The sequence below is a fragment of the Desemzia sp. AGC72 genome (assembly GCF_057334175.1).
The window spans coordinates 104,702-121,420 of sequence record NZ_JBHFIG010000016.1 but is presented as its reverse complement, the minus strand read 5'-3'; the positions used below and the strand labels follow the sequence as shown (position 1 = coordinate 121,420).

Below are 16,719 nucleotides of genomic sequence, written 5' to 3'. Positions count from 1 at the left end.
GCTGTCTTTTTCAAATGTTGGAGTGCACAAAAATAGAAAGCGTTCTTTGTGCAAATTGCTCAGGAAGCGAAATCGGTAATTACACACACCATACACATGAAAAAAATTAAATAATAAGAACTGTGTTCAATAGTTTTGTGGACTTAGTAATGAAATTTCTTCCGGAACGGACGTGTTTGCTTGTGAAGAGCCATGGAATCGTCTGGAGCCTGTAGTCTCAAAGTTTTCAAACCTCAAACGGAGCGTAGGAACGCTCCATAATACGTATTTCATCTTTTACATGGATACAAGCAACCACTATTCCTTCAAAAATTTCATCCATTGCCGATATCCACTCGTTGACATAAATCCTTTTTAAAAACAAACATCTGATATTCAATAAAAAGAATTTTTCGTGCGTATGTCGCGGCAATTATAAGAATTCTATTCATGAGGTGTGGAGATTGTGCTAAACTAGTAAGATAATATCTGCAAATGAAGCGGAAATTCTTTAACCAAGAAAGGAATTATCAAATGAATAAAGTAAGAGGTTTTGAAATCGTGTCATCGTACGAAGGAAAAGGCATTGAGCTGCCCAAAAGAGCGACTCAAAAAGCAGCGGGTTATGACTTTCAAGCAGCCGAAGATATTGTGATTCCTTCTATTTGGAACGTACTATTGAAAAATCAAGCACTCAGTAATCCAGATAAATCAGACTCTATCAATCTTCCGGAAGAAAACAAAGCTTATTTAGCTTCTACGCTTGTACCTACAGGAATAAAGGCTTATATGCAGGAAGACGAATATTTGCAATTAGCAAACCGTTCGAGCAACCCGATCAAAAATCAAATGTCTATGCCTAATGGAGTGGGTATCGTTGATGCAGACTATTACGGGAACGAAAAAAATGAAGGACATATTTACTTTCAATTCATTAATTATGGATTAACTGATTATGTTGTTAAAAAAGGAGACCGTATCGGACAAGGAATTTTCATGCCGTATTTGAAAGCAGATAAAGATCAAAATGAAGGGATCTTGCGTACTGGCGGCTTTGGCTCATCTGGAAAATAAGTCTTCAAGCAAATAAACACTGTTTTAAAAAGTTTTTGCATATACTATTGTAATAAAGAAAAAATTAAAGGATATTTAAGCTTATTGCTCGATCTAAAGCCCATTCAGCTTGTCAAATGTGGTAAAATAAAGATAGTGATTCTGTAAGTTTAAGAAAGAGAGGTTCAACTATTGGCCAAAAAGAAATCGACTAAATTTGTTTGTCAGTCTTGTGGTTATGAATCTCCTAAGTGGATGGGACGTTGTCCTAATTGTGGCAGTTGGAATGAAATGATGGAAGAAATGGTAGTAGATAAAGACGATCGTCGCAGCCGTGTCAGTATGACGGGTACGACAGCCAAGGCTCAACTTGTCCAAGATGTAACGATTTCAAATGAAACTCGTGTAAAAACCAAATTAGGCGAATTGAACCGCGTATTGGGTGGAGGAGTAGTTCCTGGCTCATTAGTCCTTATCGGTGGAGATCCAGGTATCGGAAAATCCACTTTACTGTTGCAAGTATCAGCCCAACTCAACATGACGGGCGGGAAAGTACTTTATGTAACTGGGGAAGAAAGTGCCACGCAGATTAAATTGCGTGCCACTCGTTTAGGTGTAGATGGAGAAAAATTCTACATTTACCCAGAAACAGATATGAGTGCGATTAGAAAAACCATTGAAGAGATCAGACCGGAATACGTTATTATTGATTCGATCCAAACAATGAATCAACCAGACATTACTAGTGCCGCAGGAAGTGTTTCACAAGTACGTGAGAATACTTCAGAATTGATGAAAATAGCTAAAACCAACAACATTGCGATCTTCATTGTTGGACACGTAACCAAAGAAGGAGCTTTAGCTGGACCGCGAATGTTGGAACATATGGTAGATACGGTTTTGTATTTTGAAGGAGACCGTCACCAGTCGTTTAGAATTTTGCGGGCAGTCAAGAACCGCTTTGGTTCTACGAATGAAATTGGAATTTTTGAAATGCGGGAAAGCGGTCTGCAAGAAGTGTTGAATCCATCAGAAATGTTTTTGGAAGAGCGTCTGACCGGAGCAAACGGGTCTTCTGTCGTAGCGGCTATGGAAGGTACAAGGCCGATACTAGTTGAGATTCAAGCTTTATTGACCCCAACAGCATTTGGTAATGCGAAACGGACAGCGAGCGGGTTGGATCACAACCGTGTATCCTTGATCATGGCAGTGCTTGAAAAAAGAGCCAACTTATTGCTGCAAAACCAAGATGCCTATTTAAAAGCGGCTGGTGGAGTAAGATTAGATGAGCCTGCAATCGATTTAGCTATCGCAATCAGTATAGCTTCGAGTTATAAAGAAAGAGGCACACAAGCTACCGATTGTTTCATTGGTGAAATCGGACTTACAGGTGAAATACGGCGAGTAAGTCATATTGAGCAGCGTGTGAAAGAAGCAGCTAAACTAGGTTTTGAACGGATTTATATCCCTAAAAACAACATTGGCGGCTGGACATTACCGAAAGAAATCAAGGTAGTAGGCGTTGAAACAATCAGCGAAGCTTTAAAAAAAGCCCTTGGCGATTAAAAACAGTAAAAAGCAGTCAAGTCATCTGAAAAGCTTTGTTTTGGCAGAGTAAGTTATACTAGGACAAAGCCGCTCAATGGCTCATATCATTCTGTAAGTACAAAGTTTAAGAAGGAGGAATATAGTTGAAGAAAAAAATCATTTCGCTTGTTTTTGTCTTGATAGGTGGAAGTATAGGAGCAACATTCCTGCCACTTGTTTGGGAAATCATCAGCGTTAATAATCAGTTAATCAACAACATTTTCACGAATATTTTGATTGGTGCACTTATTTTTTATATTATATCTTTACCTTCCGTGAAATATGTTGAACAAGGAGTTCAAAAGTTAGAAGAGTTTATCAGCCGTTTAAGTTTAATGTATCTGATTGCGGGAAGTATCGGAACCATTATAGGGTTATTGCTGGCATGGTTGATCAATATGTCGCTTTACAGTTTAAATTGGCCGATCGTTAGTACAGTATTTCCAATAATCGTAAGTATTTTACTAGCATACATGGGTTTTCGTGTAGGTACATCGCGTCAACAAGAAATCCGAGCTTTGTTTCAAACGAAAGCGAAACAAGAAGTGGAAGAAACTAACCAAATATTAGAGCGTAACGCAGATGACAATTTCCGCAAATACAAAATTTTGGATACGAGTGTTATTATCGACGGACGTATTTACGACATTGTGATGACGGGGTTTCTGGAAGGAACGATTTTGATTCCCAATTTTGTTTTGCATGAACTGCAGCATATCGCAGATTCTTCTGACAGTTTGAAACGAGTGCGTGGAAGACGTGGTTTGGATATTTTAAATGCGTTGCAAAAAGAAGAAGGTTTGCAAGTAGAGAACTACGATGGAGACTTCAATGAAATCGAAGAAGTAGATGCTAAGCTGGTCAAGTTGGCTAAAGTACTAGATGGGATCGTAGTTACCAACGATTACAATTTGAACAAAGTATGCGAATTTCAAAATGTACCTGTGTTGAACATCAATGAACTGGCGAACGCTGTCAAACCAGTCGTGATACCTGGAGAAAACATGATCGTCACTATCGTGAAAGCCGGTACAGAAAGAACTCAAGGCGTCGCTTACTTAGACGATGGAACGATGATAGTTGTTGAAGAAGGACAACATTACATGAACAAAACGATTGAAGTAGTGGTTACAAGTGCCCTTCAAACTGCAGCTGGTCGAATGATTTTTGCGAAGCTGGCTAATGGACAAAAGAAACTGAACGAAAAAGAATAGGAGCGATTGGATTTGGCAAAGACATGTTACGAGCTGGTTTTACTAGCAGCTGGCCAAGGCAAACGCATGAAGAGTGATCGGAACAAGGTATGGTTGTCATTAATGGGAAAACCATTGATTCAAAGAGCTCTAGAAACTTTTTTAAATGATCCTTTTTGTAGTCACATCATTGTGACCGTCAATTCCGATGAAATAGAATTGCTGCAAGAGCTGATTGAAGCGGAGTTTTCAGGTACCAAAAAACCGATTACGCTCGTTATAGGCGGAGTGGAAAGACAATACAGTTCTTACAACGGGCTGCAGTATTTGAAGGACCCTCAAGATGGGTATGTGATGATCCATGAAGCTGCACGTCCTTTCCTTGAACAAGATGCGGTTGATGAGTTGAATGAGGAAATGCAAAAAAGCGGTGCAGCTATTTTAGCTGTCCCACCTAAAGATACGATCAAACAAGTCAAGAACGGTATCATAGAACAGACTATTTTGCGAGAAACTGTCTGGCAAGCTCAAACTCCTCAAGCGTTCAAGAGTTCTCTCGTTTTAGAAGCACATGAAAAAGCACGCGTAGAAGATTTTTTTGGTACAGATGATGCTTCTGTTGTGGAAAGAACTTTTTCTGGCATCAGAATCGTACCCGGAAATTACTACAATATCAAAATGACTACGCCAGAAGATTGGGTGACAGGAGAAGCTATTCTTTGTCATCAACAGAATAAAGAAGTACAAGATTAATAATAAAAATTCACTAAAAAATGACATTGATGATAGAGTTAACAATTGTCAAAGGAACATTTGCATGTTAACTTTAATTTGATAAGCTTTAAATGCTTCAGTTAAAATGAATTCACTTATTTCAGAGAAGAGGATATATTATGACAAAAAAAGTTCGTGTACGTTACGCACCAAGCCCAACAGGACATTTACACATCGGAAATGCTCGTACGGCTTTATTTAATTACTTATTCGCTCGTCATCATGATGGAGAATTCATCATCCGAATCGAAGATACCGATCAAAAACGGAATATCGAAGGCGGAGAAGAAAGTCAGTTGGAAAACCTGAAATGGTTAGGAATCGAGTGGGATGAAAGTCCAGAAAATCCTGGGGAATATGGACCTTACCGTCAATCAGAACGTAAAGATATCTATGATCCGCTGATCGATCAATTATTGATGAGCAACCGTGCATACAAGTGCTATTGTACAGAAGAAGAACTTGAAGAAGAACGTGAAGCACAACGAGCTCGTGGCGAAATGCCTCATTATGGCGGAAAATGTGCTCAGTTATCTGCTGCTGAACAAAAAGCTAAAGAAGAAGAAGGTATCACACCGGTTATTCGCTTCCGCGTACCGAAAGAAAATACGTATACTTTTGAAGATTTAGTCAAAGGACACATCTCTTTTGAAGCAGAAAGTGTTGGTGGAGACTTTGTTATCCGTAAGCGTGATGGATTCCCGACATATAACTTTGCCGTTGCAGTAGATGACCATTACATGAAAATCACTCACATCTTGCGTGGGGATGACCATATTGCCAATACACCAAAACAAATGATGATTTACGAAGCATTTGATTGGAAAGTACCTGAGTTTGGACATATGACACTGATCATTAATAGCGAGACCGGTAAAAAATTAAGCAAACGTGATGAAAGTATTCTTCAATTTATTGAACAATACCGTGAATTAGGATACTTACCTGAAGCAATGTTCAATTTTATTGCCTTACTTGGGTGGTCGCCAGTGGGAGAAGATGAGATTTTTGATCCTAAAACATTGATTGACATCTTTGATTCATCTCGTTTGAGCAAATCTCCAGCAGCATTCGACGCTAAAAAATTGGAATGGATCAACAACCATTACATGAAAGCAGCAGATCTAGAAACTGTTACTGAATTAGCGAAACCACACTTGGTAAAAGCTGGTCGTATTGAAGAAAACTTATCTCCTGAACAAGAAGAGTGGGTAAAAAATCTTGTCAGCTTATACCATGAGCAAATGAGCTTTGGAGCAGAAATCGTTGAATTGTCTGAATTGTTCTTTACTGAAGCACCAACGCTGGGAAATGAAGCTCGTGAAGTTTTAACGGGAGAAACAGTTCCTGAGGTATTGGCTGCATTTGATAAAGCATTAGACGAAGTTGAACCTTTCGATGCAGAAAATATTAAAAAAGGAATCAAAGCAGTCCAAAAAGAAACAGGAATTAAAGGTAAAAACTTGTTTATGCCGATTCGTATTGCTGTAACAGGTCAAATGCACGGACCACAATTGAACGAAACGATTGAATTATTGGGACGCGAAAAAACGAAAAAACATTTAGAAGAAGTGTTAAACACTCTAGTTTAAAGCAAGAGTTGTTCAGTACCATATGTTTAAAGACAATGATAAGAAAGAGTAGCTGAACAAACGCCTACAGAGAGTCTGTGATGCTGGAAGCAGATGACGTGAATTCAGTGAAGTGCCTCTTGGAGTCGTGCTGTTGAATAAAGTAGACCGCACCGGTTAACAACCGTTATACTGTCAAAGATCGCCTGCTTAAGCAGCCGATGAAAAAAAGTGGAACCACGCCCAAAGCGTCTTTTATTGTGAAAACAACAAAAGACGCTTATTTTTTTCAGGATGCTGAGAGAACTGTTCAGCAATGGAGCAAAAACAGGAAATTTCTTTTGGGATTCTTTTCATTCCAAAAAGAATTTTATCTTTTTTGCACAATTGCTAGTCCTCGAAGCGCTACTACCAGTAAGCGAAGAAATCCTGACTAATTTCCAGCAGCAATATAATAACTTAAACCAATGAAAAGAAAAGGTGGTTAAAATGCGTACTATTAAAGAGAGTATACAAACGATAAAACAAAATGATCCTTCAGTTCGCAGTACTTTAGAAGTTATCTTAACGTACCCTGGGTTTCATATACTCGGTTTTCATCGAATAGCTCACTTTTTTTATCAACATCAATGGTTTCTAATAGCAAAAATGATTTCTGCTGCTGGTCGCTTTTTTACTGGCATTGAAATTCATCCAGGTGCTGTCATTGGGAAAAGATTGTTTATTGATCATGGCATGGGATTGGTTATAGGAGAGACGACGAAAATTGGCGATGATGTCGTTCTTTTCCATGGAGTAACGCTAGGCGGTACAGGAAAAGATAGAGGGAAACGACACCCGACAATTGGGGATAATGTACTGATATCAGCTCATGCGCAAGTTTTAGGCCCTATTGCCATCGGGAACAACTCTAAAATCGGAGCTAGTGCAGTAGTGTTGAAGGATGTCCCTGATAATGCTACAGCTGTCGGAATACCAGCCGTAGTCGTCAAGCTGAACGGACAGCGAGTTTATCAAGAAAAAAACTAAGAAAAACAATATACCAGAAAGGGGTAAATCTATGCTGAAAATTTATAATACATTGACCCGACAGAAAGAAGAGTTTATTCCTTTAGAAGAAGGAAAGGTCAAAATGTATGTGTGCGGACCAACTGTATACAATTACATCCACATTGGAAATGCGCGCAGCACAGTTGCCTTCGATACTGTTCGTCGATACCTTGAATACAAAGGTTTTGACGTGAATTATGTATCTAACTTTACAGACGTTGACGATAAAATTATTCGTACAGCTAAAGAACTAAACATCACTGCTCCAGAAGTAGCGCAACGCTTTATTGATGCTTATTATGAAGATACAACCGCTTTAGGCGTTGCAAAAGCAACAAAAAACCCGCGAGTAATGGACAGTATGCCGGATATCGTTGAATTTATTCAAGCACTTATTGAAAAAGATTATGCTTATGAATCTATGGGAGATGTTTATTTCCGTACACGCAAATTCAAAGACTATGGAAAATTGAGTGATATGTCGATTGATGACTTAGAAGTTGGAGCGAGCAATCGATTAGAAGACGAAGAGAATAAAAAGAAAGAGGATCCATTAGATTTTGCGCTATGGAAAGCTGCTAAAGCAGATGAAATCAGTTGGGAATCGCCTTGGGGCAAAGGACGTCCAGGGTGGCATATCGAATGCTCGGTAATGGCGACTAAATACCTCGGAAATACAATAGATATCCATGCCGGAGGACAAGATTTAGCTTTCCCTCACCATGAAAATGAGATTGCTCAAAGTGAAGCCAAAACAGGGCATCCGTTTGCACATTACTGGATGCATAATGGATTTGTGACAATGGACAATGAAAAAATGAGCAAGTCTCTAGGGAACTTTGTTTTAGTGCACGATATTATCAAACAAGTAGACCCGCAGATTTTACGTTTCTTTATGGCAACGACTCAGTACCGTCGTCCGATAAGCTACAGCATGACAACGATCGAAGAAGCTAAGAATAATTTAGCTAAATTACGCAACGCTTACGAAAATGTTGGTCATCGTTTGAAAGATGCTGTAGAATCAATAGGAACAGATGCTGAGAAGCTTGCTCAGTTGGAGCAGTTCAAACAAGATTTCATTCTTGAAATGGACGATGACTTCAATGCAGCTAACGGAATCACAGTAGTTTACGAGTTGGCGAAAACGATGAATATCTATAGCGAACAAGAAGAAGTTTCTAAAGTCGTCCTCGAAGCTATGCGCGATTTGATGAGTGAATTGCTGCAAGTATTTGGGATCACATTTGAAGAAGAGACGTTACTAGATGAAAAAATCGAGCAATTGATCGTTGAGCGGAATGAAGCTCGTGCGGCTAAAAATTTCCAGCGCAGTGATGAAATACGAGACCTATTAAAGGCAGAAGGTATTATTTTAGACGATACACCGCAAGGAACCAGATGGAAAAGAGGATAATATGACTGAAAAGAATTGGGCATTGCTCAACGGGTTAGCTTTAGCTTACGTTGGAGATGCCATTTATGAAACGTATATACGAGATTACCTGGTAAACCAAGGACAAACGAGACCCAATCAATTGCACCGAATGGCAACGCATTTTGTTTCAGCAAAAGCACAAGCTTTTTTGATGCATGAAATGATCTCGGCAGAATTGTTGTCTGAGGAAGAAGAGACCATGTTTAAACGAGGCAGAAATGCGAAGAGCCATACATCAGCTAAGAATGCAGATATCACAACCTACCGTATTTCGACAGGATTTGAATCTTTGATGGGGTTCTTGCATTTATCAGGCAGAAAAGAACGCATGGAAGAACTAATCAACTGGTGTATCCAGAAAGTGGAGGAGACGAACGATGCCAAGAAATGATAAACGATCGCCTAAGAGAGAACAAAGAAAACCAAATAATCAACGCCCTCAACACAAACGTCCTCAACCAAGAGAAGAGGCAGAAGCGATAGAAAACGAAGAAGAACGCGATTTCGTCATGGGAAGAATCCCTGCAATCGAGGTATTGAAGTCTGAAAGAGACATCAATAAAGTCTTCTTGCAAGAAGGTCTGTCTGGTACTAAATTAGATGAGATCCAAGGTTTGGCGAAAAAACGCAAGTTGCAGATTTCTATCGTACCTAAATCAAAGCTGGATCAACTAGTTGAAGGCCAAAACCACCAAGGTGTAGTTATTGGAACTGCAGCTTATCCGTATGCATCAATGGATGATTTATTTGAAGCAGCTGCTAAGAAAAATGAAGATCCGTTCTTTATTTTACTGGATGGTGTGGAAGATCCGCATAATCTTGGGTCCATCATGCGTACGGCAGATGCAAGTGGAGCTCACGGAATCATTATTCCTAAACGTCGTGCTGTAGGTTTGACAGCTACCGTAGCCAAATCTTCTACAGGAGCAATCGAGCATGTACCTGTTGTTCGAGTTACTAACTTGGTCCAAACGATCAAAGACTTAAAAGAACGTGGTATCTGGTTTTACGGAACAGATATGGAAGGTCAAGATTACCGTCGTTGGGATGCAACGTTGCCTGTAGGGCTTGTGATCGGAAATGAAGGAAAAGGTGTTTCAAGACTAGTAAAAGAACAAATGGATGGAACTATTACGATTCCGATGACTGGACACGTTCAAAGTCTGAATGCCAGTGTGGCAGCCAGCTTATTGATGTATGAAGTTTATCGCGGTCGAAATCCACTATAATTGATTTGAATAGTATGGGATAACACAACCAGAAATGAAGGGAGGTCGAGACCATGAAAAAAGAAGTACTGCTTGTTGATGGATACAATATGATCGGCGCTTGGCCTATGTTGGAAAAACTAAAGAACCAAGATGAGATGGAAGAGGCAAGAGATCTTCTGCTTCATGAATTGTCGAATTATGCCAAATATGAAGACATTGAAGTACGTGTGGTCTTCGACGCCCAACTGGTTCCGGGTATCCAAAAAAGTTATAAAAAATTTCACTTGGATGTTATTTTCACTAAAGAAGGTGAAACGGCAGATAGTTATATCGAACGTGTTGTTGGGGAAGAAAACTTACTGATCACTCAAATTACCGTCGCTACAAGCGATTTGGCTGAACAATGGATCGTTTTTCAAAGAGGGGCTTTGCGCAAATCAGCTAATGAATTGTATAAAGATCTGCAACACTCAAAGAAATCTATTGAAAATGATGCAAAAGATTTACACGGTCAAAAGTATCGACGAAATTCTCCTTGGAATCATCGTCAATTAGATGCGTTGGAAAGATTTCGAGATGATTTAGCTAAAAAATGACTACACCACTATTTGAGAATTCAGAAAAAGAGCAGACTGAATGAAAGGCCAAAAGAATAAAACATAGGCTGGAGGAAAATAAGTGAGTGGTACCAAGGAATTCTTTGAGCAGTTAAAAGATGAAGATCTGATTACAGTAATAAAAAGCGGCGATTATTATCCTTTTGAGATTCTATTTCAACGTTATACTCCCTTGGTAAAGAGTGTCATCAAGGATTATTATATCTTGGGTTATGAAAGAGATGATTTTGTCCAAGAAGCAAGAATCGTCTTCAATAAAACCATTCTTTTTTATGATAAAACAAGAGGACATACTTTCGGAAACTATTTCAAATTAAACTTAAAGAATCATTTGTTTAGTCTGATACGAAAAGACATGGCTAAAAAGAGAAGGATAGAAAAAATCTCTGAGTCTTTAGAGAGCTTGTTAGAAAACGGCTTCTCTCCGCAGTACATACAAAATTACACAAGTAGTATGAGTTTTCAAGAAGCTTTGGAAGTCAAAGAGAGTATTCCGCAATATTTTAAATCATTATCTGATTTCGAACATCAAGTTTTCATTCGGTATCTTCGAAATGTATCGCGAGAAGACATCGCAAAAGAGTTTAATTGTGAAACCGTAAAAGTAATTAATGCGTTAGATAGATGCAAAAGGAAAATGAAGCTGTACTGCAACTAAAATTGAAAGCGTTTACTAAAAAGTCTGCTCTTTTTAGCATTTTTAAATACATGATACTATGAAAAAACTACCTCACTGTAACTTAGTGTGGTAGTTTTTTTGTTTGATTATTTATGTTCTTTTTAAACGATCGAGTCATCCCAATCTTCGTCTTCCCAGTCACTATCCCATTCCGTTTCAATATCCATAGGAGATCCTCCAATTAAATCATTGTAAAATACTGTTCTGGCAGCAGTCGTATATGGAGTAATCCATAAAAATCCGATACCTAAAGTAAGGAAACCAATCAAATACCAACCGATAAAGCTTACATCAAGAGCAAACAATCGCCCTTTATGGCCATCCATCAGTTCACGACTCTCCGTAATGCAGTTAATTGCTGAGATTCGTTCATTGTTGGGATTATCTCTATAATCTTTATATATCAAGTAAGATTGAGAATAAGAATATGATTTAACGATACCTGGAATAATAAATAACAGTGTCCATAAGAATATAAAAAAGCTGGAAACAAGATAAATAATAAATATCCCTAAGAAATATTTTTTTGAAAACACTTGAAATGCATCTTTTAACGGCCGAATCTTATAACTAGGATCACGAAAGGCTGTTATGAAGGCAAATGACATTCCTGTAGTAATAAGTGTAGTGAATAGATTTCCGATTATACTTTCGCCGTCGTTGTCAGTACCTCCATCATTGGTGGTATCTTCAAATGTATCATATGTATCAGAATAATCTTCTTCATATAGTTCTTCGGTTATATAAGAATTACTTGTGCTTGCAGAAAAAGTTGCTATACCAATTACCAAGAGAACCAGACTGGCTATTCCTAGCAGTGCTGGAATAAGGCTCATCAAAATAGCATCTTTCCAACGTCCTTCTAACATCGTACGAGCATCCTGCTTCAGTTCAGAACTTGTTTTAAACTCATTCATTTTTGTGTAACTCCTTTTTATTCTATGTCATTTCATGATTAATATAACATACAGAATCACATAAAAACAGCTAATTATAACAGCTTTTATATTAAGGGAATCAACTTTAACGTTTTGGTAAATTGCTTATTTGGCTTGTTTTCACTTGGTTTTCAAAATACTCGAATCCATTATTGGGTAGACATTTTGTAACGTGTTAAAGTAAAGGCACTCTAAGAGGTGACGGAGATAATATTCTGATATCTTTTTCGAAAGAAGTGGATGGCAGAAGAGAGCAAGTTGCTCAATAGCTTTTAAAGGGGATATAATAGATAATGTGGCTAGATTAAAGGTCGGTATAAAGGAAATGGCAAAAAATTAGGAGGTAATATTAAATGACAGAAATGTCAGTAAAAGAAGAATTGTTGAAACGACTAGAGGAAAAAAATAATCGTATGATTGAAATCCGTCGTTATTTGCATGCTTATCCGGAATTGTCTTTTAAAGAAGATAAAACGGCTAAATACATTCAAGATTTTTATGAAGGTAAAGATTGCGATGTCCGAGCAAACGTTGGCGGTAATGGGGTTGTCGTAACGATCGATAGCGGAAAACCAGGCAAAACGATCGGAATTCGTGCGGATTTTGATGCCCTTCCGATCGATGAAGAAACAGACTTGCCGTTTGCTTCTCAAAACCCAGGAGTCATGCATGCATGTGGCCATGATGGACATACAGCTTACATGCTGATCCTTGGAGAAACATTGATTGAAATGAAAGATAAGTTGGAAGGCAAAGTCGTTATCCTTCACCAACACGCAGAAGAAGTCCCACCAGGCGGAGCTATCAGCATGATTGCAGATGGAGCATTAGCCGGAGTGGACAATGTATTTGGTATCCATGTCATGTCTGAAATGGAATTCGGTAAGATTTTCTACCGTCCAGGTAATGTTCAAACAGGTCGCTCTTACTTCAAAGTTACCATTAATGGTGTGGGGGGACATGGCTCTTCTCCTCACAAGGCAAAAGATGCAATCGTTGCAGCGAGTCATTTTGTTGTAGCTTTGCAAAGTGTGGTCAGTCGTGCGTTGAGTCCATTTGATGTAGGTTCGATCACGATCGGAAACTTTGATGGAAAAGGTTCCTTCAATGTCATCAAAGACAAAGTAACTCTTGAAGGCGATGTGCGTTCGATGTCTGATGAAGCGCAAGAAACGATTGAAAGAGAAATTCGTGCAAAATTAGACGGAGTCAGTGCAATGTTCGGTGTCACTTATGATTTAGACTACAAAAATGATTACCCAGTTCTTTACAATGATCCGGAAACAACTGAATTTGGTGTCAACGTGTTGCAAAATACGGACATCCCAGAATTAACAGGTGTAGAAATGTGCGAACCGCAACCACCCTCAGAAGACTTTGCTTACTATGCAAAAGAACGTCCAAGCATGTTCTTCTATGTGGGAGCAACTCCTGAAAACAAAAAAGCTTATCCTCACCACAATCCGAAATTTGATGTCAATGAAAAATCACTAATGATCTCTGCTAAAGCTATGGGCGCAATAGTTGTTGATTATTTAAAAGGAAATAACCAGTAATGGTATGTTTTTAAGCATTATTGGTCCATTTCTTAGTTGTAGCAGCGACCATATCTTACGTAACGGCATTGGTGGAAAAGTAAGATATGTGTATTAAGTTGCTAGTCAATGAGTACAGTACATTCGACAATAACTAAATAAATAACAAAACAAGCGACAGGAATCGAAATCCCAGTCGCTTGTTTTGTTGTAAAAATAGATTTAAAAAGTCTTTCCTAATTCCTTAGCTTTTTCAATTCCAGCAGCCACGATGCTGTCTGCGTTTTCTGGATCATGGTCCATACCTTCTACAAATAATTCAGAACAATCTTCAATTCCTAAAAAGCCGAAAATCGTTTTGATATATTGGCTTGCAGGATCTTGTCCGTGAAAGACACCACCATTTGCTTGAATATGTAATATTTTTTTGTTTTTGATCAACCCTTCGGAACCTGTTTCAGTATAGCGGAATGTTTTTCCTGCAACCGTCACGGTATCGATCCAAGATTTCAGACGAGAAGGCACATGCAAATTCCATAAAGGATTTGCAATGACAAGTTTATCGATCTCAAGAAAACCGTCTGTATACTGATCAAATAAAGTGATTTTTTCTTGCTGGTTTTGCGTTAACTGGTCAAAGAAAGTACCTTTTCCTAATTCTGCCCAAGCGGTCAATAAGTCACGATCAATTTCTGGAAGAGCTACTTGGTATAAATTCAACTCTTCAATACTGTCATCAGGATTAGTCTTTTTGTATTCTTCTAAAAAAGCATCTAACACTTTCATTGATCGTGAAACTGAACTATCAAACGGGTGAGCGCGTACTACTAAAACTTTTGCCATTTCTTTCCCTACTTTCGTTTTTTGTAAATAAACTGTATCATGATTAAAGCGCTTTAACAATAAACCTTGGAAAAATTTACAAAGGAAAGCTAAACGCTTGCATAAAATATTTTAGTTGTGTACAATTGAATTGTGCACAACCAATTAGGAGGAAATGAAATGGAAGGAAATCATTTTTTATTAGAAGAACAGCTTTGTTTTTCAACGTACACTTTATCTAAACAGTTCACCAAATTTTATCGACCGATTTTGGAACCGTATTCGCTGACTTATCCTCAATACGTAACTTTATTGATCTTATGGGAAAGCAACAACCAAAGTGTACAAGAATTAGGTAGCCGATTAGGATTAGATAGTGGAACGTTGACGCCTATGCTCAAGCGGATGGAAACAGCTGGATACGTTACTCGAAATCGTCATCCGGAAGACGATAGAAAAGTAGTGATCGCTGTGACTGAAAAAGCGATGAGCATCAAGAGTGAAGTAATAGAAAAAGTTTCTGCCTGTTTACAGCTTCTCCAATTGGAAGAAAAAGATTATTTTGATTTGATCGAACGCATCAATGCTCTGACCAAAACTTTAGGAGGAATCAATCATGACTGAATCAAGAAAAATTTATACAACAAAAGCAATCAATACAGGCGGACGTAACGGAGAAAGCCGTTTACCAGATGGATCATTTTCAGTTAGAGTTTCTACACCTAAAAAACTAGGAGGTCCAGGACAAGGAAGCAACCCTGAACAATTATTTGCATTAGGATACAGTGCTTGTTTCAACTCTGCTTTAGAAGCAAAAATGAAAGAAGCAAAAGTAGAAGCTAAATCAGAAGTTACTGCAGAAGTCATTTTAAGTACAGACCCATCAGACGGCGGAGTAAAATTATCTGTAGTCCTAGAAGTAGCAATTGAAGGAAAAACGTTAGAAGAAACAACAGAACTAGCTCAAAAAGCTCATGCATTCTGTCCATATTCAAAAGCTGTTCAAAACAACATTGATGTTGAAGTGAAAGCTGTAGAATTTGTTGGTTAATTTGACAAAAAAACTCTCGCCAGATCTGGCGAGAGTTTTTTGTTTACAAAATGAAAATCAAAGCTCCAATCATGAGTATTAAAGATATCAGGATGCTCATTGAAGACAAGAAGCCTGAAAGAGAAGCTTTATTTCCATAAACCACCATATTGATGGTAGAAACGGTACCTATTGGAGCAAGAGCCAATAAGACCAACGATATTCGAACAAGTTGCGGCAAAGGCAATAAGAAGTAAAAAATCAACGCAAGCAAGATACCTAATAAGTAACGTGTAAACAATAATTTAGCCACTTTTGTCAAATCAACTCGTGGAATTTTAAAGTCTAAGTAAAGACCAATCATAAACATAGACAAAAAGGCATTCCCACTGGAAAAAAGTTTGACGACCGAAAGAACATTTTCTGGAATCACAAATTGGAAAAGAGCCAATATAATCATAACGATATAAGTAGAAAAAGAAGGAGAATGAAATAAACGAAAGACCACTTCTTTAGCCCCGCGAGAGCTTCGATTTTGTCCCATCATTTTATCAGCCAATAAAGGCGTCCCGCCAAATAACATCAACGCATTACCTGTATCGAAACTGCCGATAAAAGGAATAGCAGCTGGGAAAAAACCTTGAACGAAAGGAATTGTAAAGTTACCAATATTGTACCCAGCTTGACTGAACATCATTAAAGCTTGATCGGAAGTGTTTCTCTTTCGCCAGATCATTCCGCCGATTGACACCAACAAAATGTTTGACAATAAACCTAATGAAATCATGATAATCAATATACTGTCGATCTTAACGGCATTAAAGCCAACAATAATCGTGGCCGGCAAAGTTAAGTTTAGAATGATTTTTGAAATGGTATACCCATCTCTTTCTTCTAATAAACCGCCTGCTTTAAATAAATAACCTACTAGAATGACCAATAAAAAGCTGATTGCTTGTGTCAATACTGCCCCCAATAAAAAAACACTCCTTTTTCTAGGCTTAAATCCTATCTTTTCCTTATCTTACCTCACTTAATGATTAATTCCAATCTAAGAAAACATCATGAAATAAGCTTGGATTAAATAAACAATGTTGTACTTTTTTTTGACTGTTCAAAAAAGTACTTGAAAAAAATAATTATGCGCATAAAAGGGTTAATTATACGAAAGTGAATAAATAACACGGATTTTAAAAATTAAGGTTACTTTTGTTATATTTTGATTGAATTTTGATGATAAGC

General features: G+C 38.1%; 17 protein-coding genes and 1 other annotated feature. Of the genes, 14 read left to right on the top strand and 3 right to left on the bottom strand.

What is annotated here, in order from left to right; all coding sequences use genetic code 11:
- Nucleotides 1–513: 513 nt before the first annotated feature.
- The 11 genes from ACE025_RS07480 to ACE025_RS07430 all read left to right on the top strand — a co-directional run bounded on the left by ACE025_RS07480 (nt 514) and on the right by ACE025_RS07430 (nt 11,131).
- On the top strand, nt 514–1,053 hold the full coding sequence (locus ACE025_RS07480) for a dCTP deaminase/dUTPase family protein (protein ID WP_485938981.1): 540 nt from the start codon (nt 514–516) through the stop codon (nt 1,051–1,053).
- A 171-nt stretch (nt 1,054–1,224) separates the two neighbouring features.
- A complete protein-coding gene (radA, locus tag ACE025_RS07475; RefSeq protein ID WP_485938979.1) occupies nt 1,225–2,598 on the top strand; it encodes a DNA repair protein RadA in 1,374 nt (457 codons plus the stop codon).
- 125 nt (nt 2,599–2,723) lie between these two features.
- Nucleotides 2,724–3,833, top strand: coding sequence for a PIN/TRAM domain-containing protein (locus ACE025_RS07470; protein WP_485938977.1), 1,110 nt, complete (start codon nt 2,724–2,726; stop codon nt 3,831–3,833).
- A 12-nt stretch (nt 3,834–3,845) separates the two neighbouring features.
- Entirely contained in the window at nt 3,846–4,565 is a 720-nt protein-coding gene (gene ispD / locus ACE025_RS07465; RefSeq protein WP_485938975.1) for a 2-C-methyl-D-erythritol 4-phosphate cytidylyltransferase, read from the top strand.
- Nucleotides 4,566–4,705: 140 nt separating this feature from the next.
- Nucleotides 4,706–6,178: a glutamate--tRNA ligase gene (gltX, locus tag ACE025_RS07460; protein WP_485938973.1), complete on the top strand. Its 1,473-nt coding sequence runs from the start codon at nt 4,706–4,708 to the stop codon at nt 6,176–6,178.
- A 26-nt stretch (nt 6,179–6,204) separates the two neighbouring features.
- Nucleotides 6,205–6,416, top strand: a binding site (T-box leader).
- Between the two features lie 230 nt (nt 6,417–6,646).
- Nucleotides 6,647–7,186 (top strand): serine O-acetyltransferase EpsC, encoded by a 540-nt coding sequence (epsC, locus tag ACE025_RS07455; RefSeq protein WP_485938971.1) that lies wholly within the window; start codon nt 6,647–6,649, stop codon nt 7,184–7,186.
- A 31-nt stretch (nt 7,187–7,217) separates the two neighbouring features.
- Complete coding sequence (gene cysS, locus ACE025_RS07450) at nt 7,218–8,624, top strand: cysteine--tRNA ligase (protein ID WP_485938969.1); 1,407 nt, start codon at nt 7,218–7,220, stop codon at nt 8,622–8,624.
- A 1-nt stretch (nt 8,625) separates the two neighbouring features.
- A complete protein-coding gene (locus ACE025_RS07445) occupies nt 8,626–9,036 on the top strand; it encodes a Mini-ribonuclease 3 (protein WP_485938967.1) in 411 nt (136 codons plus the stop codon).
- On the top strand, nt 9,023–9,874 hold the full coding sequence (gene rlmB, locus ACE025_RS07440; protein ID WP_485938966.1) for a 23S rRNA (guanosine(2251)-2'-O)-methyltransferase RlmB: 852 nt from the start codon (nt 9,023–9,025) through the stop codon (nt 9,872–9,874). The genes ACE025_RS07445 and rlmB overlap by 14 nt, the downstream gene beginning before the upstream one ends.
- Before the next feature lie 53 nt (nt 9,875–9,927).
- Nucleotides 9,928–10,452, top strand: a complete 525-nt coding sequence (locus ACE025_RS07435; RefSeq protein ID WP_485938964.1) for an NYN domain-containing protein — start codon at nt 9,928–9,930, stop codon at nt 10,450–10,452.
- Between the two features lie 82 nt (nt 10,453–10,534).
- A complete protein-coding gene (locus ACE025_RS07430) occupies nt 10,535–11,131 on the top strand; it encodes a sigma-70 family RNA polymerase sigma factor (RefSeq protein WP_485938962.1) in 597 nt (198 codons plus the stop codon).
- Between the two features lie 122 nt (nt 11,132–11,253).
- On the opposite strand, the gene ACE025_RS07425 is transcribed toward ACE025_RS07430, so the two are convergent.
- Nucleotides 11,254–12,069 carry a DUF975 family protein gene (locus ACE025_RS07425; protein ID WP_485938960.1) on the bottom strand — a complete coding sequence of 272 codons (816 nt, stop codon included), beginning with the start codon at nt 12,067–12,069 and terminating at the stop codon, nt 11,254–11,256.
- 374 nt (nt 12,070–12,443) lie between these two features.
- Here ACE025_RS07425 and ACE025_RS07420 point away from each other — a divergent pair, with 374 nt between their 5' ends.
- A complete protein-coding gene (locus ACE025_RS07420; RefSeq protein WP_485938958.1) occupies nt 12,444–13,646 on the top strand; it encodes a M20 family metallopeptidase in 1,203 nt (400 codons plus the stop codon).
- A 201-nt stretch (nt 13,647–13,847) separates the two neighbouring features.
- Here ACE025_RS07420 and ACE025_RS07415 read toward each other — a convergent pair whose 3' ends face one another.
- On the bottom strand, nt 13,848–14,468 hold the full coding sequence (locus tag ACE025_RS07415) for an FMN-dependent NADH-azoreductase (RefSeq protein WP_485938956.1): 621 nt from the start codon (nt 14,466–14,468) through the stop codon (nt 13,848–13,850).
- Nucleotides 14,469–14,627: 159 nt separating this feature from the next.
- Between ACE025_RS07415 and ACE025_RS07410 the strand changes: the two genes are divergently transcribed.
- Nucleotides 14,628–15,071, top strand: coding sequence for a MarR family winged helix-turn-helix transcriptional regulator (locus tag ACE025_RS07410; RefSeq protein WP_485938954.1), 444 nt, complete (start codon nt 14,628–14,630; stop codon nt 15,069–15,071).
- The gene (locus tag ACE025_RS07405; protein ID WP_485938952.1) at nt 15,064–15,498 is read left to right on the top strand and encodes an organic hydroperoxide resistance protein; all 435 of its coding nucleotides are present in this window, start codon (nt 15,064–15,066) and stop codon (nt 15,496–15,498) included. The genes ACE025_RS07410 and ACE025_RS07405 overlap by 8 nt, the downstream gene beginning before the upstream one ends.
- Nucleotides 15,499–15,541: 43 nt before the next feature.
- On the opposite strand, the gene ACE025_RS07400 is transcribed toward ACE025_RS07405, so the two are convergent.
- Nucleotides 15,542–16,453 carry an AEC family transporter gene (locus ACE025_RS07400; protein WP_485938950.1) on the bottom strand — a complete coding sequence of 304 codons (912 nt, stop codon included), beginning with the start codon at nt 16,451–16,453 and terminating at the stop codon, nt 15,542–15,544.
- Nucleotides 16,454–16,719: the final 266 nt, after the last annotated feature.